The sequence below is a fragment of the Streptomyces sp. DH12 genome (assembly GCF_020873895.1).
In the GTDB taxonomy this organism is placed as follows: domain Bacteria; phylum Actinomycetota; class Actinomycetes; order Streptomycetales; family Streptomycetaceae; genus Streptomyces.
Genome location: NZ_JAHWGT010000012.1, coordinates 12,393 through 35,262 on the forward strand (window position 1 = coordinate 12,393; position 22,870 = coordinate 35,262).

At 74.6% G+C, this 22,870-nt stretch carries 20 protein-coding genes and 1 tRNA gene; 12 read left to right on the top strand and 9 right to left on the bottom strand.

Annotated features, from left to right (window positions below; all coding sequences use genetic code 11):
• Positions 1 to 18: 18 nt before the first annotated feature.
• From LPA54_RS13065 to LPA54_RS13080, 4 genes are all read right to left on the bottom strand, one after another.
• A complete protein-coding gene (locus tag LPA54_RS13065; protein ID WP_228977036.1) occupies positions 19 to 1,230 on the bottom strand; it encodes a cytochrome P450 in 1,212 nt (403 codons plus the stop codon).
• Between the two features lie 42 nt (positions 1,231 to 1,272).
• Positions 1,273 to 1,929 (bottom strand): HAD family phosphatase, encoded by a 657-nt coding sequence (locus LPA54_RS13070; protein WP_228977038.1) that lies wholly within the window; start codon positions 1,927 to 1,929, stop codon positions 1,273 to 1,275.
• Between the two features lie 46 nt (positions 1,930 to 1,975).
• Positions 1,976 to 3,001 (bottom strand): ScbA/BarX family gamma-butyrolactone biosynthesis protein, encoded by a 1,026-nt coding sequence (locus LPA54_RS13075; protein WP_228977040.1) that lies wholly within the window; start codon positions 2,999 to 3,001, stop codon positions 1,976 to 1,978.
• Between the two features lie 358 nt (positions 3,002 to 3,359).
• A complete protein-coding gene (locus tag LPA54_RS13080) occupies positions 3,360 to 3,890 on the bottom strand; it encodes a hypothetical protein (protein ID WP_228977041.1) in 531 nt (176 codons plus the stop codon).
• 247 nt (positions 3,891 to 4,137) lie between these two features.
• On the opposite strand from LPA54_RS13080, the gene LPA54_RS13085 reads away from it, so the two are divergent.
• On the top strand, positions 4,138 to 5,574 hold the full coding sequence (locus tag LPA54_RS13085; protein WP_228977043.1) for a tetratricopeptide repeat protein: 1,437 nt from the start codon (positions 4,138 to 4,140) through the stop codon (positions 5,572 to 5,574).
• A 79-nt stretch (positions 5,575 to 5,653) separates the two neighbouring features.
• On the opposite strand, the gene LPA54_RS13090 is transcribed toward LPA54_RS13085, so the two are convergent.
• Positions 5,654 to 6,250 (bottom strand): histidine phosphatase family protein, encoded by a 597-nt coding sequence (locus LPA54_RS13090; RefSeq protein WP_228977045.1) that lies wholly within the window; start codon positions 6,248 to 6,250, stop codon positions 5,654 to 5,656.
• Positions 6,251 to 6,507: 257 nt separating this feature from the next.
• Here LPA54_RS13090 and LPA54_RS13095 point away from each other — a divergent pair, with 257 nt between their 5' ends.
• The 6 genes from LPA54_RS13095 (at position 6,508) to LPA54_RS13120 (ending at position 12,015) form a co-directional block, all read left to right on the top strand.
• Entirely contained in the window at positions 6,508 to 7,608 is a 1,101-nt protein-coding gene (locus tag LPA54_RS13095; protein WP_228977278.1) for a hypothetical protein, read from the top strand.
• Positions 7,599 to 9,188, top strand: a complete 1,590-nt coding sequence (locus LPA54_RS13100) for a hypothetical protein (RefSeq protein ID WP_228977046.1) — start codon at positions 7,599 to 7,601, stop codon at positions 9,186 to 9,188. Before LPA54_RS13095 ends, LPA54_RS13100 begins: the two co-directional genes overlap by 10 nt.
• The gene (locus LPA54_RS13105) at positions 9,185 to 10,522 is read left to right on the top strand and encodes an AAA domain-containing protein (RefSeq protein WP_228977048.1); all 1,338 of its coding nucleotides are present in this window, start codon (positions 9,185 to 9,187) and stop codon (positions 10,520 to 10,522) included. Before LPA54_RS13100 ends, LPA54_RS13105 begins: the two co-directional genes overlap by 4 nt.
• A 282-nt stretch (positions 10,523 to 10,804) precedes the next feature.
• Positions 10,805 to 11,161, top strand: coding sequence for a hypothetical protein (locus tag LPA54_RS13110; RefSeq protein WP_228977049.1), 357 nt, complete (start codon positions 10,805 to 10,807; stop codon positions 11,159 to 11,161).
• Positions 11,162 to 11,294: 133 nt separating this feature from the next.
• Positions 11,295 to 11,951 carry a hypothetical protein gene (locus LPA54_RS13115; protein WP_228977051.1) on the top strand — a complete coding sequence of 219 codons (657 nt, stop codon included), beginning with the start codon at positions 11,295 to 11,297 and terminating at the stop codon, positions 11,949 to 11,951.
• A tRNA-Lys gene (locus LPA54_RS13120) sits at positions 11,942 to 12,015 on the top strand. The genes LPA54_RS13115 and LPA54_RS13120 overlap by 10 nt, the downstream gene beginning before the upstream one ends.
• Positions 12,016 to 12,079: 64 nt before the next feature.
• Here the strand turns inward: LPA54_RS13120 and LPA54_RS13125 are convergent.
• On the bottom strand, positions 12,080 to 13,555 hold the full coding sequence (locus LPA54_RS13125) for a M6 family metalloprotease domain-containing protein (RefSeq protein ID WP_228977052.1): 1,476 nt from the start codon (positions 13,553 to 13,555) through the stop codon (positions 12,080 to 12,082).
• A gap of 225 nt (positions 13,556 to 13,780) precedes the next feature.
• Here LPA54_RS13125 and LPA54_RS13130 point away from each other — a divergent pair, with 225 nt between their 5' ends.
• Entirely contained in the window at positions 13,781 to 15,760 is a 1,980-nt protein-coding gene (locus LPA54_RS13130; RefSeq protein WP_267487087.1) for an EAL domain-containing protein, read from the top strand.
• Positions 15,761 to 15,852: 92 nt separating this feature from the next.
• Here the strand turns inward: LPA54_RS13130 and LPA54_RS13135 are convergent, their stop codons facing one another.
• The 3 genes from LPA54_RS13135 to LPA54_RS13145 all read right to left on the bottom strand — a co-directional run bounded on the left by LPA54_RS13135 (position 15,853) and on the right by LPA54_RS13145 (position 19,773).
• Positions 15,853 to 17,559: a glycosyl hydrolase family 18 protein gene (locus tag LPA54_RS13135; protein WP_228977054.1), complete on the bottom strand. Its 1,707-nt coding sequence runs from the start codon at positions 17,557 to 17,559 to the stop codon at positions 15,853 to 15,855.
• A gap of 197 nt (positions 17,560 to 17,756) precedes the next feature.
• Positions 17,757 to 18,836, bottom strand: a complete 1,080-nt coding sequence (locus LPA54_RS13140; protein ID WP_228977280.1) for an LLM class flavin-dependent oxidoreductase — start codon at positions 18,834 to 18,836, stop codon at positions 17,757 to 17,759.
• A gap of 223 nt (positions 18,837 to 19,059) precedes the next feature.
• Complete coding sequence (locus LPA54_RS13145; RefSeq protein WP_228977055.1) at positions 19,060 to 19,773, bottom strand: decarboxylase; 714 nt, start codon at positions 19,771 to 19,773, stop codon at positions 19,060 to 19,062.
• A gap of 75 nt (positions 19,774 to 19,848) precedes the next feature.
• On the opposite strand from LPA54_RS13145, the gene ehuB reads away from it, so the two are divergent.
• The 4 genes from ehuB to LPA54_RS13165 are packed head-to-tail and all read left to right on the top strand — an operon-like array spanning position 19,849 to position 22,781.
• The gene (ehuB, locus tag LPA54_RS13150; protein ID WP_228977056.1) at positions 19,849 to 20,748 is read left to right on the top strand and encodes an ectoine/hydroxyectoine ABC transporter substrate-binding protein EhuB; all 900 of its coding nucleotides are present in this window, start codon (positions 19,849 to 19,851) and stop codon (positions 20,746 to 20,748) included.
• Entirely contained in the window at positions 20,745 to 21,404 is a 660-nt protein-coding gene (gene ehuC / locus LPA54_RS13155; protein WP_228977058.1) for an ectoine/hydroxyectoine ABC transporter permease subunit EhuC, read from the top strand. The genes ehuB and ehuC overlap by 4 nt, the downstream gene beginning before the upstream one ends.
• On the top strand, positions 21,401 to 22,051 hold the full coding sequence (ehuD, locus tag LPA54_RS13160) for an ectoine/hydroxyectoine ABC transporter permease subunit EhuD (protein ID WP_228977060.1): 651 nt from the start codon (positions 21,401 to 21,403) through the stop codon (positions 22,049 to 22,051). The genes ehuC and ehuD overlap by 4 nt, the downstream gene beginning before the upstream one ends.
• On the top strand, positions 22,041 to 22,781 hold the full coding sequence (locus tag LPA54_RS13165) for an amino acid ABC transporter ATP-binding protein (protein ID WP_228977062.1): 741 nt from the start codon (positions 22,041 to 22,043) through the stop codon (positions 22,779 to 22,781). The genes ehuD and LPA54_RS13165 overlap by 11 nt, the downstream gene beginning before the upstream one ends.
• Positions 22,782 to 22,870 lie beyond the last annotated feature (89 nt).

Below are 22,870 nucleotides of genomic sequence, written 5' to 3' on the forward strand. Positions count from 1 at the left end.
GACGCCTCCGCCGTACGACTACCAGCGCACCGGCAGCGACGTCGGCCGTCTCAGCAGCGTCCCGTGGTCCCAGGCGAGCGTCCGCGGATCCGCGTCCAGTGCCAGGGTGGGGAACTCCTCCGCGAGACGGGTGAGGAGCGCGGTGGCCTCCAACCGGGTCAGCGCCGCGCCCATGCAGTGGTGCATGCCGTACCCGAACTGCAGGTGCCGTCGGCCGTTCCTGTCCGGGTCGATGACCTCCGGGTCGGGGAAGACCTCCGGGTCGCGGTTGGCCGCGAAGGCATCGGCGTACACGACATCGCCGCGGTGGATCGTGCCACCGGTCGTCTCCAGGTCCCGGGTGGCGACCCGGGGGAAGGTGGAGATGGTTCCGAGAGGGAGGACCCGGGCGAGCTCCTCCACCAGGCGCGGCGCGATCGAGGGATCGTCCACCAGTCGCCGCCACAGCGGCGGCGCGCACAGCAGCGTGTACACCGCCTTGGTGAGGACGGAGAGGATGTTCTGATCCCCGCCCAGCACGGAGCCGAGCAGCAGACCGACCAGCTCCTTGTCCGTCAGGCCGGGGTCCGCGCTGTCACGCGCCGCGACGAAGCGGGCTATGAGACCGTCCGGACGGACGGGTCGCTCGCCGGTCACGAGGTCGGTGACGTAGCCGTACACCTTCCAGAAGTGGTCCAGCAGGTGCGGAATGTCCTCGCGGGGTGCCATCTGGACCGTCCGGGAGTACTGCCGGAAGTAGGCGATGTCCTCCACCGGTATGCCCAGGAAGTGGCAGTTGACCATGACCGGGTACAGGTCGAGAACGGTACGGAAGAGGTCCGGGCGGTCCTCGGCACGCAGCGCGGCGAACCGCTCGCCGATCACGGCGTCGACGGTGGGGCGCAGCCGCTCGACACCGGCCGCGCTGTAGTCCGCGGTGACGAAACCGCGCATGCGCGCGTGGTCCGGGGCGTCGAGGTTGAGCAGCAGTTCGGGGGGCATCGTGGTCGGCAGGAAGCTGGGGCCGTCGTCCACGTTCGTCTCGGTGCGGGCGAACGTCGGGTCGGTGAGGACCTTGTGGACGTCGGCGTAGCGCGTCAGATGGACGGCGGTGTGGCCGCTCGGGAGCGCGATCTGCGGGAGGCCACCGGCGGAGCGGCCGGACAGGGGGGTGTACGCGGGCGGCGGGTCGAGGTGGGGGATCTCCGCGAGCGTGGCGGTGGAGCCGGCGGAGACGGTGGTCGTGCTCATGTTTCGTTCGCCTTGTCCTTGTGGTGGTGGGGAGCGGGCCGGCTAGAGGATGCCGGGCAGCCCGGTGATACGGCTCAGGTCGCTCAGCGCCTGCCGGTTGTCGCGGAAGTGCACGGCACGCCAGCCCTGCGCGCGGGCCGCGGCGCAGTTCTCGGCGAGATCGTCGACGAGGACGCAGTCGGCCGGCTCGGCCCCCGCAGTCTTCGCCGCGATGTCGAAGATCGCTGGATCCGGCTTGCGGACCCCGACCATGCACGAGTCGATGAGGCAGTCGACCTCTCCGGCAGGAGCCACGATCGCCTTCCAGTGGGGCTCCCACTCGACGACGTTGTTCGACAGGATTCCCACGGGAAAGCCGTTCTCGCGGGCGTGGCGCAGTGCGCACACCATCAGGGGGTTCGCGGAGACGCCCTCGAACCACTGCTCGCCGAAGGTCTCCAGCCGGGCCCGCGACAGGTCGATGCCGGGGTGCCGGTCGGTCAGGACGCGGGCGAGCCGGCGGCCCCACTCGATCTCGGTGAGCGCCGCGAGCTCGATGGGTGCCAGCGTCGGCATGTCCATCTCCGCAGCGACCACCCTCATGGCCTCCTGGAGTTGCTCGGGCATGATGCCGGTCTTGCGGTGGTACGCGGCGTACAGCGTCTCCAGTGGTGGCGACAGGACGCCGCCGAAGTCGAACCAGATCATGGGCAAGGGCATGCTGAAGCCTTCCTCGGACGGGAAAGGAATGGGAGGAGCGGCGTACTCAGCCGGCCTGGAGCGCCGGCGAGGGCGTGCGCACGAAGCGGCGCCCGAGGCGACTGGTGCACTGAAGCGTGACCTCGGCAGTGGAGATCAACGTGTCCTCCTGCCGCATCTGCAACCGGAACACGGCGGCGCCCGGCACCTGGTCCGGTCCCCCCTCGACGAGCTCGGCGCGGCAGACAGTGGGCAGTTCGAATTCCCCGAACCGGGTGAACACGGCGTCGCAGCGCGTCAGCGACAGACGGCCCGGTGACAGATCCAGCAGCTCGTGGGCGGCGTGCAGAGCCGTCTGCCGGTACGCCTCGAAGAACAGGACACCCGGGATGTGGTCGAGCGGGTGGTCGAACAGGGCCGGGTGGGCCTGATCGACGACGACCTGGGCGACTACTTCGCGCCCGAGGGCGACCGCGTCACCCAGCACCACGTTGGCGGGCGACCGCCGGCCCACGGCGGCGGGGAGGAGCCTGCGGCCGGTGGGGTGTGCCCGTGGGGTGGTGAGGTCGAGTGCGGCCCGGCCCCGCTCCCGCAGCTTGGCCCACGCCGACCCGGGCATCCACTGGATGGTCATCGTCATGGAGGCGGCGTCACGGTCGTCGATGGCCAGGTCCATCCGCAGCGTCACACCGGCGAGTTGGTCACCGCGGCACTTCCGGTCGGTGACGCGCACGGCGAGCACGACCCGCCCGGGCAGCGGCCCGATGTGGAGGGCCTCCGTGGACAGAATGGAGAACTCACCGGTGTTGAAGCTGAACTTGTGGTCCAGCGGTGCGCCGAGGTGCTCGTGGGCGACCAGGATGGAGGTCTGACGGAACACCTCCAGCAGCAGGAGCGGGTCGTAGGCGGCGGGAGTGAGCGTGTGGTCGCTGTAGTAGCTGTGCACACGGGGCAGTTGCGCGGCAACGAGGAAATCGTTGTCGGACCGGCGCCGAGTGTCGGTCAGGAACACCTCGCAGATGGCCGCGCGGTGGACGAGCTGTCGGGAGACGGTCGCGGAGTACGACAGACCGTGATTCCCCGGAACAAGCATGGTTCGGTTCCCCCTTGTGCTGAGCAGGTTCGAAATTCACCGTACCAAGGTTCGATTGATCTCGACCGTGGTCGAGGTCACAGGGAAAGGTCAACAGAAGGTAAGTAACGGGGCCCGACGATGATCGCGCTGGAAACCCGGGCACGGGGGGTCGAGTGCGTTCGTCGCCCCCCACACAGCGTGGGGCGGACGCCCGAGCGTCGACGCCGGCCCGGACGCGGCACAGCACGCCACTGCCCTGCGCGTTCTCGACGGTCAGCGGGGCCGCCACGACGGCTGCCGGTTACTGCGAAGCGGTGGTCACCCTCGCCTCCACCGTTGAGGTGGGCGTGACCTCGGACGCCAGGGACCAAGGCCCCTAACGGCAGTTGTCGGCGGCCTCGATGAGGCGGGCCGCCTCGTCGAGGGCCTCGCGCAGGGCCTCCGGGTCGGTGACCGGGTCGGTGTCGGCGGGCGGGAGCAGCCAGCCGGTGCCGGCGGGGGGCGGGGGCGGCGCGGCGTCGGGGGCGGCGGGCGGGCCGGCGGGGACGCGCAGCCCCCGGCCGTCCGTGCCGGTACAGGCGCTGCCCGGTACGTCCCAGGCCGCGGCCGTGCCCGGCGGGACGACGAAGCCGAGCGTGTCGCTGGCGTCGTCGTGGAGCACGGGGCCGACGGCCGGGGCGACGCGGCGGAGGATGTCGACGGCCTCCAGGCCGCGCCGGGCGGGCACGGTGACCAGGTCGCACGGCAGGCTGCCGCAGGGCGGCGCGGTGTCCGCCGCCTCCGGCGCGTGCTCCCGGGCGCCCTCCGGGGCGCCGGGGCCGGCGGGCCGGCAGGCGCCGCCGTCGGGGACGGGTGAGTGCCGCGCGGTGGTGTCCGGTGCGCCGTGGATGGGTCGTCCCGTCTCCATACCGACCTCCAACAAGGGATTGCCTCCTCGCCCGAGCCCCGAGTGGAGACACGTGCCGTCTCTCCGGGGGGTTCAACGCCCGGCGGCGTCAACAGCTACGGCCGGATGCCGCCGCAAAGGATGGCAGTTCATGGCGGATCGGGGGTGAGATATCCCGTTTGTAGCCAAACCGTGCGTGTGTGCCCCGCCACAGCAGGTACGTTCTTGCATCGCCGGAGCATCGGCAGCACGCAGGAGAGGGCTCGCCATGGCCTCGTCACGGGCAGTTCCGAATCTCGCCTTCCGACGGCTGCGGGGCCTGCGCTCCCCGGCGGAGTTCGCCGCCGCGGTGCGCCGGGCGGGCAGCGAGATCGGCGAGCACGTGGCGTGCGACGCCCGCTACGTCGGACGCGTCGAGTCGGGGGAGATCCGCTGCCCCAACTACGCGTACGAGCGGGTGTTCCTGCACATGTTCCCCGGTCTGTCACTGACCGACCTGGGGTTCGTCGCGCGGGAGCGGGTACGCGGTCGGGGGGCGCGGGCGCGTGCGGCGGCCGCCGCTCCGGAACCCCCCACCACCATCCCGAACGATGAGGAGAGCGACGTGCTGCGTCGCGCATTCATGACGGGCGGCACCGCCACCGTGGCGGCCGTCTCGTTCGGCCTCGCTCCCGCCCGGGCGGCGGCGGAGCGGGGCGGCGGGACGGAGCCGCTCGGGACGATCCCGGCGCCCCGGGCCGGCGGCCGCTTCGGCGAGTCCGAAGTGGCGGCGGTCGAGGAGGCCGTCCGGCGGATCCGGCTGCTGGACGACCGGTATGGCGCCGACGGGCTGTACCGGCGGGCCGCGGAGCCGCTGCGCACGGCGTACGCGCTGCTCGACGCGGGGACGACGGCCCGCCGGTCGACCGCCGACCGGCTCACCGCGGGCGCGGGCGAACTGGCCCTCTCCGTCGGCTGGCTCGCCCACGACTCGGGCCGGCTGGAGGACGCCCGCTCGCACTACGCGGAGGCGCTCGCCACCGCGCGCGTGGGGTCCGATCCGGGGCTGGAGGCGCACGCCTTCTCCAACACGTCGTTCCTCGCGAAGGACGCGGGCCGGTACCGGGAGGCGGTACGGGCGGCGCAGGCCGGGCAGCACGCGGCGAAGCACCTGTCGTCGGCGCGGCTGCTGTCGCTGCTGGCGATGCGGGAGGCGGCCGGCTGGGCGGGACTCGGCGACCGGACGGCGTGCGAGGAGGCCCTGGGGCGGGCGCACGCCCTGTTCGGGCGGGGCGCGTCGGACGCCGACCCCGAGTGGATGTCGTTCTTCGGCGCGCCGGAGCTGGAGTTCCTGGAGGCCCAGGCGTGGTCGCTGCTGGGCGACGGGGTCCGCGCCGTGCGCCACGCCCGCCGCGCCGCCGCCCTGAACGACCCGCACTTCGCCCGCAACCTCGCCCTGTACCACGCCCAGCTGACCGGCGACCTGGCGCGCGGGGGCGCGGTGGAGGAGGCCGCGGCGGTCGGCGGCCGGGTCCTGGACCTGCTGGACGACGTGGAGGTCCGGTCGTCCCGCGTCCAGGCGATGCTCGCCGACACGGCCCGGGTGCTGCACGCCCGGCGCGACGTGCCGGAGGTCGCCGCCTTCCTGGCCCGCCACCGGTCCACGGCCCCCGCCCTCGTACCGGGGGCGGGGGCGGGGGCGGGGGCGGGGCCGGGCGGCGGCTGAAGGCGTGCGACGCCGCGGTGGCCGTGGGGGGCGTGGGGCAGCGGTGGCCGTGGGGCCGCCGGGCGCGCCCGCGCGCGGGTCAGGCTTCCAGGTGGCCCGTGTCGTTCCAGCGCTCGATCGCCGGCGCCCCGTACGCCCAGCCGAGCGCCGACAGGCTCGTCGGGTCGAGGCGGACGCGCGCCGCGAACGAGACGTCCTCGCCCAGCCACCGCGCGGCGATCGACCGCAGGATGTGGCCGTGCGCGAAGACCAGCACGTCCCGGTCGGCGGAACGGGCCCACTCCACGACCTCGTCGGCGCGGGCGGACAGCTGCGCCAGGGTCTCGCCCTCCGGCACGCCGTCGCGCCAGATGAGCCACCCCGGGCGGACCGCGTGGATCTCGGCGGGCGTCATGCCCTCGTACGCCCCGTAGTCCCACTCCATGAGCGTGTCCCACTCCTCGGCGCGGGCGCCGAAGCCGGCCAGGTCGCACGTCTCGCGCGCGCGGGAGAGCGGGCTCGTGCGGATCTCGTACCCCTCCAGGCCCGCCCAGCGCGCCCGGTGGAGCCGCTTGCCGAGCAGCTCGGCGCCCTGCCGGCCCTTGTCGAGGAGGGGGATGTCCGTCCGGCCGGTGTGCCTGCCGAGCAGCGACCACTCGGTCTGGCCGTGCCGGGCGAGCAGGATGCGCGGTGCCATGGGGCGTACTCCTGGGGTGACGCGGGGGGTGCACACTTCGGCGGGTGCAGCGAGGTACCCGTCCATCATCGCGCACGGGGCCGGGGCGGGCCGCGGGGGGCGAGTGGCGCGACCGGGCCCCGCTTGTCAGTGGCGGATGCGAGACTGCGGCGGTGAGCGATTCCCTGGGCGGCGGACCGGTTCCGGCTCCGCGGACCCCGCAGAACCGGCCGGCCCCGCAGGCACCGCGGGACCCGCAGGCACCGCACGCCCCGCAGGTGCCGCAGGTCCCTCCGGGGGTGCTGCGGCGGCGGCTCGCGGAGCTGCGCGGCCCCGCCGCCGTGCCGCACCCGCTGGACGCCCGGGCGCTGGCCGCCCTCGCCGCGAACCCCGGCTGCCGGCGCCGGGCCCTGCTGGACGGCGCCGGGGTCGACAAGGCGGCGCTGGCGACGGCGCTGGGCTCCCCGGCCGGGCTCGGGCAGTCGCAGTTCGCCTTCATGCGCGGCAACGCCTTCGAGGCGAAGGTCAAGGCCGACGGGGGCGCCGAGCTGCTGCGGCTGCTCGGCGCGGACGGGCCGGAGGGCGTGTGGGTGCCGGACCTCGCGGCGGCCGGACCCGAGGGACGGGCGGCGCGGACCGCCCTGGCGCTGCGCGAGGCCACGGCGGGCGGCGGCTGGGCCCTGCTCGACCACCCGCTGCTGGCGCTGGAGGTGGCCGGCTCCCCGGCGTACCTGGAGCCGGACGCGGTCGTGGTGCGGCCGGACGGCCGGTGGGCGGTCGTGGAGATCAAGTCCTTCCCGATGATCGACGGTTCGGCGGACGCGGCGAAGGTCGGCGCGGCCGCCCGGCAGGCCGCGGTGTACGTGCTGGCGCTGGAGCGGGTCGCGGCGGTCACCGACGGCGCCGCCGTGGACCACTCGGTGCTGCTGGTCTGCCCGCGGGACTTCTCCAACGAGCCGACCGGCTCCGTCGTCGACGTCCGCAAGCAGCTGTCGGTCACCCGACGGCAGTTGGCCCGGCTGACGCGGGTGGAGGACATCGCGGCGGCCCTGCCCGAGGGGGTGTCGTTCGACATGTCGACGTGCTCGGCGGAGCAGCTGGCCGACGCGGTGGACGCCGTGCCGCACGCGTACGCGCCGGAGTGCCTGGCCGCGTGCGAGCTGGCGTTCCACTGCCGAGGCAGGGCCCGCGCCGCGGGCGCCGTGGAGGCGCTGGGCCGCTCCGTACGCGGTGAGCTGGGCGGGCTGACTACCGTCGGGGGCGTCCTCGCGGCGGCGCGGGGCGACGGGGGCGACCCGCGCGACCCGGCCGTGGCGGCGCTGCGGCGGGCGGCCGCGCTGCGCGCCGAGGCGCTGGAGGGAGCGGGCACGTGTCGCTGATCTCCACGCTCGCGCGACTGGAGGCCGTCGAGTCCGGGCGCGCCCGGCCGCTGGCCACGGTGCGGCACCGGCACCTGTCGGAGCGGCCCCTCGTCCTCGTCCCGCTGACGACCGCCGGCGAGGCGGGCGCGCCGCTCGGGGCGCTGGTGGGCACGGACCGGGAGGAGCCGCGGCTGCTGGTCGTGCCGCAGCCCCGCGACCGGGACCTGCGCTTCGCGTTCCTGGCGGACCTGGCCGAGGCGGTCCTGCCGTACGTCGACGGGTACGCGGACGACGTCGAGGCCGCCGAGCGCAGCGAGACCGACCCGGAGACCGGCAAGAAGGTCAAGGTCGAGGTGGAGCTGTGCGCGGACGCGCCGCAGCTGATCGTGCCGAGCCGGGCCGGCGTCGAGTACGTGCGCCTGCTGGGCCGGTCGACACGGTTCCGGCGGACGGCCGAGCAGGACCCGGAGACGCCGTTCCCGGCGCCGCCGCGCGTGCCGCTGCTCGGGCGGTGGCTGACGCACTACGGGGAGCGGGCGCGAGTGCCCGGCTCGTCGCTGCTGCTGGCGGCGACGGACCTGCTGAACCGCCACTGGGCGACGGGCCAGTCGTCGCTGGAGGACCAGCACCTGGGGGCGCTGCTCGCCTGGATCGACGCGCCGGAGGGCTCCTCCGGGGCGGAGGCGGCGCTCCGGGCCGAGCTGGGGCGCGACCGGGAGGGGCAGCTGCTGTGCCCGCCGGCCGGCCCCGCCACCGACCCGGCCTTCGACAACCGGCTCCTCGCCCCCGCGATCGAGCGGTACGACCGGGCCCGCCAGGAGCTGGCCTCCGCCGAGGACGGCGAGGCGGCCGACGAGCGGCTGGGCGCCCTTCACCACGCCGAACGGGAGGTCAGGCGGCTGGTCCTCAGCCAGCTGCGGCCCACGTGGCACGCCGTGTGGCGGGCGCTGGACCTGGCGCGGGCGCTGCCGCCGGGGGCGCGCGTGGCCGACCGGTGGACCCGCGACCGCTGGTCGTTCACCGGCCACCGCGACCGGGTGCGGGCGGGCGAGCCGCCGCAGCCGCGCCGGGACGACGCCGTCACGGCGGCGAACAAGCTCGCCGCCCGGGAGAGCGCCCAGACACAGCTGGAGGCGCAGGAGGCGCTCGACGACCCGCTGGTGATGGCGGGGCGGCGGCTAGCCGGGGAGGCGTTCCTCGCCGAGGTGGTCGACGTGACGATGGCCTGGACGGAGTCGAAGCGGCCCTCCCCGCGGCCGCTGCTGACGGTCCGCACGGACGACGACCCGCACGTCGGCGAGCGGGTGAAGGCGTACCGGTCGCTGGACGGCCGGCCGCAGAGCGCCGAGTTCGTCCGGTACGAGGAGGACGGGTCGCTGGTGCTGCGGCTGCTGGACCGGATGGGCCGCGGGAAGGACCCGGCCGAGGGTTCGGTGCCCGAGAAGGGCGACCGGCTGGTGTGGACGCTGTTCGAGCACGACCCGCGGGTGGGTCCGAAGCTGCCGGACCCGGAGGCCACGCCGTGGACGCACGGCGGGCCGCCGCGCTCCGACGCCGCCGAGAGCCCCGACCCCGTGACGCCGGAGGACCTGCTGTGACGTCCGTCCCCTTCGACCCGGCCGCCGAGGCCGCCCGCGCCACCCGGGAGATCCTCGACGACACGCTGCACGGCGAGGCGCGGGGCGTCGTCGTGGACTCGCCGCCGGGTGCCGGCAAGTCCACCCTCGTGGTGCGGGCCGCGCTGGAGCTCGCGGCGGCCGGCCGGCCCCTGATGGTGGTCGCGCAGACCAACGCCCAGGTCGACGACCTGGTGCTGCGGCTCGCCGAGAAGGAGCCCGAGCTGCCGGTGGGCCGGCTGCACAGCAACGACTCCGACCCGTACGACAAGGCGCTCGACGCCCTGGACCACGTCCGCACGTCGGCGAAGGCCGCGGACCTCGCCGGGCTGGACGTGGTCGTCTCCACGGCCGCGAAGTGGGCGCACGTGAAGGGCGCCGAGCCGTGGGGGCACGCCATCGTCGACGAGGCGTACCAGATGCGGTCGGACGCGCTGCTCGCCGTGGCGGGCCACTTCGAGCGGGCGCTGTTCGTGGGCGACCCCGGTCAGCTCGACCCGTTCTCGGTGGTGGGCGCCGACCAGTGGGCGGGGCTGTCGTACGACCCGTCGGCGAGCGCCGTGTCCACGCTGCTCGCGCACAACCCGCACCTGCCGCAGCACCGGCTGCCGGTGTCGTGGCGGCTGCCCGCGTCGGCGGCGCCGCTGGTGTCGGACGCGTTCTACCCGTACACGCCGTTCCGGGCGGGCACGGGCCCGGGCGAGCGGCGCCTGTCCTTCGGCGTGCCGGCGGACGCGTCGGCCGCCGACCGGGTCCTCGACGAGGCGGCGGAGAGCGGCTGGGGCCTGCTGGAGCTGCCCGCCCGGCACACCCCGCGCACGGACCCGGAGGCGGTGCGGGCCTGCGCCCTGGTGGTGCGGCGGCTGCTGGACCGGGGCGCGGTCGCCGTGAGCGAGCGGAGCGAGGGGCCCGTGCCCGTCACCGCGGACCGCGTCGCGGTCGGCACCGCCCACCGCGACCAGGCGGCCGCCGTCCGCGCGGCCCTCGCGGACCTCGGCGTGCGGGGCGTGACGGTGGACACGGCGAACCGGCTCCAGGGGCGCGAGTACGACGTGACGGTCGTCCTGCACCCGCTGTCCGGCCGCCCGGACGCCACCGCCTTCCATCTGGAGACCGGCCGGCTGTGCGTCCTGGCCTCCCGGCACCGGCACGCGTGCGTCGTGGTCTGCCGCGAGGGCGTGACGGACCTGCTGGACGAGCACCCGTCGACGGAGCCGGTCCAGCTGGGCGTCACGGTGAAGTTCCCCGACGGCTGGGAGGCGAACCACGCGGTCCTCTCCCACCTCGCCGAACACCGCGTCCGCCACCGCCCCTGACCCGCACGCCGCCCCGCCCCGCCCCGCCCCCCGGCCGGACGCCGGCGGTACGGGCTCCGGGTGTCCCGCGGTACGGCGGCGGGACCGGCTTCGGCGGGGCCCGCGGTACCGGCTCAGGCATGGCCCCGGCGCGGGCGGAGGGGCGGGCGGAGGGACGGGCGGCGGCGGGGCGGGCGGCGGGCGGGGACGTGGTCTTGTGGGAGGCGGGACAATGGTCGGTGGCCGTCGGTACGTCCGGACGGCGGCCGGCACGGCACGGCAGCAGCGGATGGGAGTTCACCGATGGCGGAGACCGAGCGGAGCGAGCAGCAGCGGCGGTTCAAACCGGCGCCCCTGCTCTTCGAACCTGCGGAGGCCGCCGCCGACCCGGAGCACTTCTTCGACCTGGAGTCCATCGAGGACCCGCGCGAGCTGCTCTCCCGGTCCACGGAGCTGACGCTGGCCTTCCGCGCCGCGGCCGACCGGGCGGTGGAGTACCAGGCCATGGCGGCGGCGCAGCTCGCCGACCCCCGCCGGTTCGACCGGCTGACCACGGCGGACATCGCGCACCGCGCCGAGTGGACCGAGGACTACGCGAAGAAGATGGTCGAGTTCGGCCGGGACCTGCTGCGCGGCGGCGGCCGGGCCGGCGAGGACTGAGCCGCACGGGCACGCCACACGGGCACGCCCTGGGCATATGCCGAGGGGGAAAGATACTCCTCCCGCTCCCCGCCTGTCCCCGTTTCCCGGAACTCAGCGAGATCGCTTCGTCACCTTCGGTAGACCGGTACGCATGAGGACCTGGTTGCGAGACGAGACCCCGCTGAGCCCCTTCCACGGCGACGTCGACGAGCGCCGCGCCGACCTCCTCCCCCGCCCGGCGGGCGACGGGCCCCACCACGCCACGCGGATCACCGCGGACGGCGCGGAGTGGCTGGTGTCCGGCTCCTCGTACCCGGCCGCCGCGCTCCTGCGGTGGGAGGCCCGCCCCACCGCCCCCGCCGTGCTGCCCTGCGGCTCCGCCTTCGACGTGGTGAACGTGCCCGCCGTCTTCGGGCGGCGCCTGCTGGACCGGCTGTGGGAGGAGGGGCCCGGCTCAGGCCCGGTCGCGGCGCACCACGGGCGGATGCTGCTGTTCACCGCCCCCGGGACGAGCCAGCGGCTGCCCTCCCTGCTGGGCTGGGAGGAGTGGGGCGACGCGGTGCCCCCGCTGCTCTGCCACGGCCTCGGCGACGCGGTCACCGTCCCCCCGCTCGTGCGCGGGGCGGACGAGGGCCCGCGCTGGGTCGTCGCTCCCGACACCCGCCGCCCCTGGCTGCCGGGGCCCGAGGTGATCCTGTGGGCGTGCGTCCGCGTGGCCCGCGCCACGCCGTCCGGGGCCGTGCGGGTTTCGATTTCACCCGACCCGGAGCAGGGTGCTAAGGTCTACGACGTCAGCAGGCGCCGCTAGCTCAGTTGGTTAGAGCAGCTGACTCTTAATCAGCGGGTCCGGGGTTCGAGTCCCTGGCGGCGCACAGACGGAAGAAGCCCCTCGCGGAAGCGGGGGGCTTCTTCGTGCGCCGGGCGGGGGCCGGCGGGCTACGGCGCGATCCGGACCGTCCAGTCACCCGCAGGGGTCCGGCGCCCCACCTGTACGCGCACGCCCTCCCCCGGCACGGTGAACGACTCGCCCTCGCCGAGCGGCGCGTCCGCCAGCGGCGGGTACACCGAGCGGTCCCGGCACGCCGCCGTCAGCGGGTGCGCGTCGACCACCTCCACCGGCCCAGCGCCGGACTCGGCGCCGGCCCGCACCCGGTAGACCAGTACGCCCTCCGCGCAGGTGCCGCTGTCGTTGCCGAGCGCGCCGCGCGCCTCGACGGCGAGTACGCGGTCGCGGCCGGTGCGCACCACGGCGAGCCGCGTCCCCGCTCCCGGCCCCGGTCCGTACGGTGCGGCGGCGCCGGCACCCGCGCCCGCGCCGGCTCCCGTACCGCCCGCCCCCGCCCCGGCGCCCTCCGCGCCGGCGCCGCCCGGGCCCGCACCACCCGCGTCCGTACCGCCCGGTCCCGTACCGCCCGACCCCGTACCGACCGGATCGGCGCCGTCCGGGCCGGCGCCCTCCGAGGCCGCCTCCTGCGGGCCGTGCCCGCCCGCCAGCGGGCGCAGCGTCACCCACTGCGGGGTGCGCACGCAGCGCACCTGCGGCTCGTCGAGCCAGCCGAGCTTCCACTTGTGCCAGCCGAAGGGCTCGGGCGCCATGGCGAACTGGCTGCCCATGACGTCCCAGTCGCCCACGTGCGTGTCCCAGTCGCCCTTCCCGTCCACCGGCCGGTTGTACAGGTCGGGCAGGTCGAAGACGTGGCCCGTCTCGTGGGCGAGGACGTTGCGGTCCGGCGGGTGCCGCTCGAAGACGGTGACGACGCGGTCGATGTCGGTGCCGTCCGCCCGCAGCGGGGTCCGCAGGTTGACGACCTTCGTCGCGTCCGAGTCGACGCCCGGCGCGTCGGGATCCGCGACCAGGTAGACGATGTCGTACCGGGAGAAGTCCACCACGGGGTCCGCGACGGCCAGCGCGTCACGCAGGTAGGCGGCCCGCCGGTCCGGCGCCCAGTCCCGCCGCACGGCGTACGCCGTGGAGGGGCGCGGCATGCGCAGCCAGCCGTGCCGGGGCTCGGCGCGCAGCGCGAAGCGGCCGTACGAGGCGCGCGCGAAGAACTCGCTCGTGCCGGGGAAGTGGTCCGCGGCGATCACCTCGGTGCCGTGCGCGGGGGTCGCGTCGGGGAAGGAGAGGAAGAGCATCACCGCGTCGAGCGACCGGTCGGGCCGCGGGTAGGCGGTGTTCCAGGTGTCCAGCCCCAGGGAGTGGTGGGCGTCGGTCCGGGGCAGGGCGCACGGGCCCGTGGACGGGACGGCCGCCACCGGGCCGGCGGCGAGGCCGGTGGCGGCGATGGCGATCAGGGAGAACACACCGGCGGCCGTGGAGCGCAGGCTCGGCCGGTGCACTCCCCCGGGTGGCTGCGCAGGCGGCTGCTGACCCTGCACGTCGACCTCCGGGTGCGAGATGCGGAACGTCATCCCACCCTGTGCGGGTTTGACAGGTTTCGTCCTGTTCCGCTGCACCACTCGGGTGAGCAGCGACACTCCCGGACCACACCGGTCACTTCACTGACAGTCACAACCGGTCATACCAGGACCGGGCGCCGCCACACCCGCGCAGAAACGATCGTCCCTGCCCGATGGGCGGACACGGGGCCCAGGGCGGCCCGGCGGTGGCGCTGGAACGGCCCAACGGCAGCCTCTATGATCGGCACACTTTCCTTGGCTGACCTCGCCCGACCACATCTGTACGTCACAACTGCCCTGCGGGAGCGAGCGGTGAGCGGAACTCCAGAAGGACCGGGACACACGGCAGTCGCACAGCCCTGCACCGCTCTCCACGTGATCACGGAGGGTGACGGCGGGGCGGCGGGCGGCTCCGGTATCCGCCGGTACGCGGCGCGGGCCGAGCCGCCGCCCCGGCCCGGCCCCGTCGCGGCGGGCGAGTTGCGGGACGTCCACGCGGCGTTCAACGCCGCACAGCTCGCCATGGCCGTGGTCGACCCCGACGGCCTCGTCCTCAGCGCGAACGACGCGCTCGCCGCGCTCCTCGGCACGGACCCGGCCTCGCTGCGCGGCCAGGTCGCCGCCGACCTCGTCGACCTGGCCGCGGACCCCCGCACCTGGCACGCCTACCGGGAGGTGCTGCGCGGCCACCGCTCGCGGTTCCGCTGCACGCGCCGGATCAAGCACCCCGACGGCCGCTCCCTGTGGGCGGAGGTGACCGTCGCGCCGGTGCCCCGCGGCCACAACGTCCTGCTGTCCATCGCCGACATCAGCGACCGCCGCGAGCTCCAGGCCCGGCTGCGCCACCTCCAGATGCACGACCCGGTCACCCGCCTGCCCAACCGGACCCTGTTCTTCGAGCGCCTCACCGCCGCGCTGGAGAACTCCTCGTACGACGCGTACGAGTCCTACGACTCCTACGGGGACGGCGGCACGGGCCGCATCGGCCTGTGCTACCTCGACCTCGACGGCTTCAAGGCCGTCAACGACACCCTCGGCCACCGCGTCGGCGACCGGCTCCTCGCCGCCGTCGCCACCCGCCTCACCGAGTGCGCCGACAGCGACGGGCAGGCCCGCGGCGGCGGCCACCTCGTCGCCCGCCTCGGCGGCGACGAGTTCGCCATCCTCGTCGAGGACTCCTCCGGCACCGACCAGCTCGCCGGGCTCGCCGGGGCGGTGCTCGCCGCCGTGCAGCAGCCGTTCGACCTGGCGGGGCAGCGGCTGTCCGTCTCGGCCTCCATCGGCGTCGTCGAGCGGCTCGCGGCGGGCACCACCGTCAACGGCCTGATGCAGGCCGCCGACACGACGCTGTACTGGGCCAAGGCCGACGGCAAGGCCCGCTGGACCCTCTTCGACCCCGAGCGCAACGCCCACCGCATGACCCGGCAGGCGCTCAGCTCGACCCTGCGGCCGGCCGTGGAGCGGGGCGAGTTCGCCCTGGAGTACCAGCCGCTGGTGGGCATGGCCGACGGGACCGTGCGGGGCGTGGAGGCGCTGGTGCGCTGGCACCACCCGCGGTTCGGCGCGCTGGCGCCGAATCGGTTCGTCGGGATCGCCGAGGAGGACGGCTCGATCGTGCAGCTCGGGCGCTGGGTGCTGCGGACCGCGTGCCGCCAGGCCCGCCGCTGGCAGCTCGAACACCCCAGGGAGCGGCCGCTGTTCGTCAGCGTCAACGTCGCCGTGCGGCAGGTGTGGGACTCCGACCTCGTCGCGGACGTCGCCGGGATCCTCGCCGAGACCGGGCTGCCCGCCCACCTCCTCCAGCTGGAGCTGACCGAGTCCGCGGTGATGGGCTCGGCCGGGCGCCCCCTCCAGGCGCTCCAGGCGCTCAGCGACATGGGCGTGCGGATCGCCATCGACGACTTCGGCACCGGGTACTCCAACCTCGCCTATCTGAGCCGGCTGCCCGTGTCGGTGCTGAAGCTCGACGGGTCGTTCGTCCGCGGCTTCCAGGACGAGGCGCACCCCAACCCGGCCGACGAGGTGATCGTCGAGACGATGGTGGACCTCGCGCACCGGCTGGGGCTGACCGTCACGGCCGAGTGCGTGGAGACCGCCGGGCAGGCGGCGCGGCTGCGCCGCATCGGCTGCGACACCGGGCAGGGCTGGCTGTACTCCCGGGCGGTCGCCCCCGAGCGGATCGCCGACATGATCCGCGTGGGCGCGAAGGTCGCCTGAGCCGGGCGGCCCCGGCATGGGAACCGCCCCTGACCGGGAGGCCGCGGCTCTCCGGTCAGGGGCGGTGGTGTGGGGGGTGGCGCCGGGGGGTGTCAGCAGGCGCCGAGGTCCTGCCAGACCCCCCACTCGCCGGTGGTGCCGGGCTCCTCGCCCTGCGTCCACCACTTGGCCTTCCAGGTGCGTCCCTGGTGGGAGACCTGCGCGCCGCCGCCGTAGGAGGCCGCCCGGTCCCAGCCCCGCGCCGTGCAGCCGCCCGGGGCCGTGGGCGTCGGGGTCGGCGTGGGAGTCGGGGTCGGGGTCGGCGTGGGGGTCGGCTGCGTCGGGGTCGGCGTCGGGTCCGGGGTCTGCGGGGTGCCGCCGACGGCCGCCGCGATCTCGTTCAGCAGCGTCGTGTCGGCGTCCAGGCCGAGGAGCGAGTACATCATCGCCCCCGCCAGGCCCCGGCTGCGGCCGTACTCGGCGCGCGCCTGGATCGACCGCTTGTCGAGGCCGGTGAAGAACTCCCCGTCCTTGTGGAAGTAGCTCGCCTTCGCCCGGTCGTCCCAGAACGTGGTCGCCGGGTTGTCGACGATGCCGCCGAGCTCCTTGTAGTGGGCGATGCCGGCCTGCTGACTCACCGGGCGGGCCGCCGAGGCGCCGGTCGCCGGCTGGGCGAGACCGCCCGTCGCCCCGGCCGGGACGCCCTTCCAGCCGCGGTAGTAGAACTCGTACCCGAGGGTCAGCTTGTCCGCCGGGAAGCCACCGGCGATGCCGTAGGCGGGCTTGCCGTCGATCCAGGCGTCGATGGCGTTGTCGATCGAGTACTTCTCGGTGCCCGGCTTGATCGGGTCCGTCGGGTCGTCGGAGCCGGAGTACAGCGGGGACTGGTGGTACGTCGGCCCGTCGCCGTCCCAGGCGCCGTGCATGTCGTACGTCATGATGTTCGCGTAGTCGAGGTACGCGCCGATCTTGTCCGTCTCGATGTGCTTGATCTTGTCCTGGCCGGCCGGCAGCGCGGCGGTCAGCAGGTACTTCTTCCCGCCGTTCGCCGCGCCGTACGCGTCGAGCTGCTTGCGGAACTCGGCGAGCAGCAGCGTGAAGTTCCGCTTGTCCTCCGGCCCGTGGTGGTTGCCGAGGTGGCCGTCGGGCGAGCCGGGGTACTCCCAGTCGACGTCGATGCCGTCGAAGATCCCGGCCGCCGTGCCGGGGCCGCCGAAGCCGCCCTCGACCGGCAGGTCGCCCTGGATGTACTGCTTGACGCACGACGAGACGAACTTCTTGCGGCTCGCGTCCGTCTTCGCGGCGTCGTGGAAGTACTTGGAGTACGTCCAGCCGCCCAGCGAGATGTTGATCTTCAGGTGGGGGTGCTTCGCCTTCAGCTCCTTGAACTGGTTGAAGACGCCCATGATCGGCTGGTCCCACTTGTCGGCGACGCCGTCCACGCTGTCGGCGGCCGCGAAGGAGCGCTGGTAGTCGGCGTAGGAGTCACCCGCGCCGTCGCCGGCGTTGGGGTTGTTGTCGTCCCCCGCCGCCTTGTTGGCCATGAAGCAGGTGTGCTCGGTCGGGTGGATGTTGCCGAACGAGTAGTTGATGACGTCCAGTTTGGCGGCGATGCCCCGGGTGTCGAGGTGCTTGGGGTAGAAGGCGTTGCCGTAGACGCTCCACTGGTCGTAGTAGGCGATCTTCACGCCGCCGGAGGCGGCGGCGGGCGCGGACTGCGCCGCGCGGGCGGTGTCGGGGCCGGCGACGGCGGCCAGCGCGCCGGTGGCGGCGACCGCCAGCCCGGTGAGCGCGGCGAGCAGGGGTTTGCGGGCGGGCACGAGCGGCCTCCGAGGGGGGTGAAGCGCGGTGCGCGGAGCTGAAGTCGAAGAATTGATAACCGCCGCGCGAACACCCCGTCAATGGTCTGCACCAAATTGCGGACTAGACCAATCTGCGGGTAAAACCCCTCATCAGAGCCTTGCCGGGCCAGGGAGGACCGCTCGCCGCCCGCGGTGACGAGCGGTTTAAGCCTCCCTTAGGAATCTTGTGCGCCGCTTCCCGAGGAGGAACCACCGCGGGAGGCTTCGGAGGAACCTCCGGACGGCATCCCGTACGCGTCCGCGATCAGCTCGTACGACCGCAGCCGCGCCTCGCCGCCGTGGACGCTCGCCGTGATCATCAGCTCGTCGGCGCCCGTGCGCTCCCGCAGGCCGTCCAGACCGGCGCGGACCGCGTCGGGCGTGCCGTGCACCACGTTGGCGAGCCAACCGTCCGCGAACTCCCGCTCCGCCGCGCCGAAGGGGTAGGCCTCCGCCTCCTCGGGCGTCGGGACGAGGCCGGGCCGGCCGGTGCGCAGCCGCAGCATGGACAGCACCCCGGTGAGCGCCTGCCGCCGGGCCTCCCGCTCGTCGTCCGCGGCGAGGGCGGAGACGCCGATCAGCGCGTACGGCGCGTCGAGGACGGCGGAGGGCCGGAAGGAGTCCCGGTACAGCTCCAGCGCGGGCACCGTGTTGCGCGCGGAGAAGTGGTGGGCGAAGGCGAAGGGCAGGCCGAGCGAGCCGGCCAGCCGCGCGCTGAAGCCGGACGAGCCGAGCAGCCACACCGGCGGGCGCCCCTTCGGGCCCTGCACCGGGCCGGGCACGGCGTGGATCCGGGCGTACGGGTGCCCGTCGGGGAAGTCGTCGTCCAGGAAGCGGACCAGCTCGGCGAGCTGCCGCGGGAACTCGTCGGCGCCCTCGTCCAGCCGGTCGGCGCGGCGCAGGGCGGCGGCGGTGGCCCCGTCGGTGCCGGGCGCCCGGCCCAGCCCGAGGTCCACGCGGCCCGGCGCGAGCGCCTCCAAGGTGCCGAACTGCTCGGCCACCACGAGCGGGGCGTGGTTGGGCAGCATGACGCCGCCGGAGCCGAGGCGGATGCGGCGGGTGTGGGCCGCCAGGTGCGCCAGGATCACGGCCGGGGACGACGAGGCGACGCCGGGCATGGAGTGGTGCTCGGCGACCCAGTGCCGGTGGTAGCCGCGGTCCTCGGCGAGCCGCGCGAGCCGCACGCTGGTGGTCAGGGCGCGGGCGGCGGTCGACCCCGCCCCCACGGTGACCAGGTCCAGTACGGACAGCGGCACGGGGGCGGTGCCGCGCGCCGTCCCGCGTGTCGCGTCCCCGGGCGCGACAGCGCGCTCCGCCGCCTCGCGGGCCGTCTCCCGTGTCGCCTCGTCGTCGCTCACCGCTGGGTCCTCCTGAACATGACGTCGGTACGCCACGCACTAACAGGAGGGACCGTCCGCTTATTCCGCCGCGCAGGCGCCGCACCTCACCCCGTCAGGGCCGGGCCGCCGCCGGGCCGCGTCACCCCGCCGGTTCCGCCGCGTGCGCCGCCGCCGGGCCGCGCCGGGCGAACAGCGCGCCCAGCTCGTCGGCCCACGCGCCGCGCCGCTCGGCGAGGCGCAGCCCCTCCCAGACCGTCACCTGCGTCCCCGTGAGCACCGGCTTGCCGACCGCCGCCTCGGCCGCCGCCACCTCCGCGACGCACGGCGTGGCCGTGTCCGGGACGAGGACGGCCTGCGCGAGCGGGCCGTCCGCGGCCCGCACCAGCTCGGGCAGCGACATCGCGGCGGAGCCCCCGCCCGACCCGACCACCTCGACGCCCGCGGCCGCCAGGAACCGGGCGACCTCCTCCAGGACGTCGCGCGGGTACCCGCCGGCCACGGCGACCTTCGCGACGCCGAGCTCCCGCAGCGCGCGGGCGAAGCCGATCGCGGTGCTGGACGCGGGGACGCCCGCGGCCACGGCGAGCGTGCGCGCCTGCTCCAGCGCGGCGTCCCACCCGGGCGCGAACGACGCCCCGGCGGCCGCCCACACCACGGCGTCCGCGCCCGCCAGGCGCAGCCGCTCGCCCTCGGCGGTGAGCGGCGCGGCCTCCCCGCCGCCGCTCGCGCCGCCGGGGCCCGGTTCGCCGTACGCGACGGAGTCGACGCGGATGTCGCCGCCGAGCAGCGTCTCGATGCGGCGGTAGTCGTCCTCGGGGGTCCCCTCGGGGAGGAGAAGTCCGACGGTGGTCATGCTGGCCTCCTGTCCTCGGCCTGTCCTCGGCGCGGATCACGCATACCCCATCGGCGTTCGGGTAGCCGCGCGGCCATGGCTCGAACAGCTCACCCAACGGAAAACAGACGACCGGGGGCCGTGGGGCGCCGCTCACTGCTGCTGGGGACCGCCGCGCTCGGCGCGACCGGCGCCCTCGCGGCCGCGGGCTGCGCCCGGGTCCCGTCGGGGGACGCCCTGGCGCGGCTCAGGTCACAGGGCACCGTACGGCTCGGCATCGCCGGCGAGGTGCCCTACGGGTACGTCGACGAGAACGGCGCGTTCACGGGTGAGGCGCCCGAACTCGCCCGCGCCGTCTTCAAGCGGCTCGGCGTCGACCGCGTGCAACCCGTCGCCACCGACTTCGGCTCCCTCATCCCCGGTCTCAACTCCCAGCAGTTCGACGTGGTCTCCGCCGGGATGTACATCACCCCGGAGCGGTGCCGTCAGGTGCTCTTCTCCGATCCCGAGTACCAGATGCTCGACTCCTTCATCGTGCGCCGCGGCAACCCGCTCGGGCTGCGCTCCTACGCCGACGTGGTGCGCAAGGGCGCCCGACTCGCCACCGGCACCGGGTACGCCCAGGCGGGCCACGCCGTGGCGGCCGGGTACCCCGAGAAGCGGCTCGTCATTCTCCAGGACCAGGTCGCCGGTCTGAACGCCGTCGAGTCCGGCCGCGTCGACGCCTTCGCCGGGACCGCGCTCACCGCCCGCCAGGTGGCGCGGGGCAGCAGCCGCGCCGAGTCCGTGCCGCCGTTCGCCATGGTCGTGGACGGCGAGAAGCAGATCGACGGCGGCGGCTTCGCGTTCCGCCTCACCGACCGCACCCTGCGCGACGCCTTCAACGACGAGATCCACCGGATGAAGAAGAGCGGGGAGCTCTTCCGGATCCTGCGGCGCTTCGGCTTCACCCGCTCCGAGATGACCACCCTTACCGCCGAGGAGCTGTGCCGATGACCGCCGGACTCTGGCAGAACTGGGTGCTGCCCGGCATCTGGACCACCCTCCAGCTCCTCGTCTACGGCGCCGCGCTCGCCGCCGTCGTCGCCTTCACCGTCGGCACCGCCCGCACCCACCGCTCCCGGTTCGTACGCTTCGCCGCCGCCGCGTACACGGAGGTCTTCCGCGGGGTCTCCGCGCTGGTGCTGATGTTCTGGCTGTTCTTCGTCGTGCCGCCGCTGGCCGGCTGGCAGCTGCTGCCCATGTGGGCGGCGGTGCTCGCGCTCGGCCTGTCGTACGGGGCGTACGGCGCCGAGGTGGTGCGCGGCGCCCTGAACGCCGTCCCCACCGCCCAGCGGGAGGCCGCCGTCGCGCTGAGCCTCACGCCGTGGCAGCGGCTGCGGCTGGTGCTGCTGCCGCAGGCGCTCCCCGAGATGCTGCCGCCGCTGTGCAACCTGCTCATCGAACTGCTCAAGGGCACCGCGCTCGTGTCGCTCCTCGGCGTCGGCGACGTGTCGTTCGCGGCGTACCTGGTGCGTCTGGCCACGCAGGAGAGCGCGCAGATCTACGGCGCCGTCCTCGTCGTGTACTTCGTCATCGCGATGGTCATCATCCGCGCCATGAAGGCGCTGGAACGCCGCGCGAAGACCCGCGTCGGGGCGGTGGTCCGGTGAACTGGGACTGGTCCGCCGTCGCGGACTTCATGCCGCGCTTCGCGGACGGGCTGCTGGTCACCCTCCAGGTCCTCGTCCTCGGGTCGCTCATCGCCTTCTCCCTCGGACTCGTGTGGGCGGCCGGACTGCGCTCGCACTCACGGCTGGTGCGCTGGCCGGTGACGGCCGCCACCGAGTTCGTCCGCACGACACCGCTGCTGGTGCAGCTGTTCTTCCTGTACTTCGTGCTGCCCGAGGCCGGGGTGCGGTTCTCGGCGTTCACCACCGGCGTCGTCGCCATCGGGCTGCACTACTCGACGTACACCGCCCAGGTGTACCGGGCCGGCATCGACGCCGTACCGGCCGGGCAGTGGGAGGCGGCGACCGCGCTCAGCCTCCCCGCCCACCGCACGTGGTTCGCGGTGATCCTGCCGCAGGCGCTGCGGCGCGTGGCGCCCGCGCTCGGCAACTACGTCGTCGCCATGCTGAAGGACACGCCGCTGCTCGCCGCGATCGGCGTGCTGGAGATGCTCCAGCAGGCCCGGTTGGAGAGCGCCGGCACCTTCCAGTACACCGAGCCGCTGACCGTCGTCGGCGTCGCCTTCGTCCTCGTCGCCTACCCGGCTTCCCTTCTCGTCCGAGCCCTGGAGCGCCGCCTTGTCCACTGAACTCATCCGCTTCTCCGGCGTCGGCAAGAGCTACGGCGGCAACGCCGTCCTGCGGGACCTGTCCTTCTCCGTGGACGCCGGCCGGCACGTCACGCTCATCGGCCCCTCCGGGTCCGGCAAGACCACGATCCTGCGGATGCTGATGACGCTGGAGCGGCCCGACCACGGGACGATCGACGTCGACGGCGACCGGCTGTTCCCGGCCGACGACCGGAGCCGCCGGGAGGTGCGCAAGCGCATCGGGATGGTCTTCCAGCAGTTCAACCTCTTCCCCAACATGACCGTGCTGCGCAACCTCACGGAGGCGCCGGTCCGCGTGCTCGGCCTCGGCCGCGAGGAGGCCGAGCAGCGCGCCAGGGAACTGCTGGAGCTGGTGGGCCTCGCCGACCGGGCGGACGCCCGGCCCACCACCCTCTCCGGCGGCCAGCAGCAGCGGGTGGCCATCGCCCGCGCCCTGGCGATGCGGCCCAAGGTGCTGCTCCTGGACGAGGTCACCTCGGCGCTCGACCCGGAGTCCGTGGCGGGCGTGCTGGACCTGCTGCGGGACATCGCCCGGAGCACCGACATCACGATGGTGTGCGTGACGCACGAGATGAATTTCGCCAGGGACATCTCGGACGAGGTGCTCATGTTCGACGCCGGACGGGTCATCGAAAGCGGTTCCCCGGAGAAGATCCTGTCCGATCCGGAGCACGAACGGACCCGCGAGTTCCTCGGTGCGGTGCTCTGAGGACCCTCGCCACCGGCCCGGATGGCCCCTGGCATGTGCCAGGGGCCATCCGGGCCGGCGCGGGCGGCGGGGTCGCGGCCGGTTCTCGT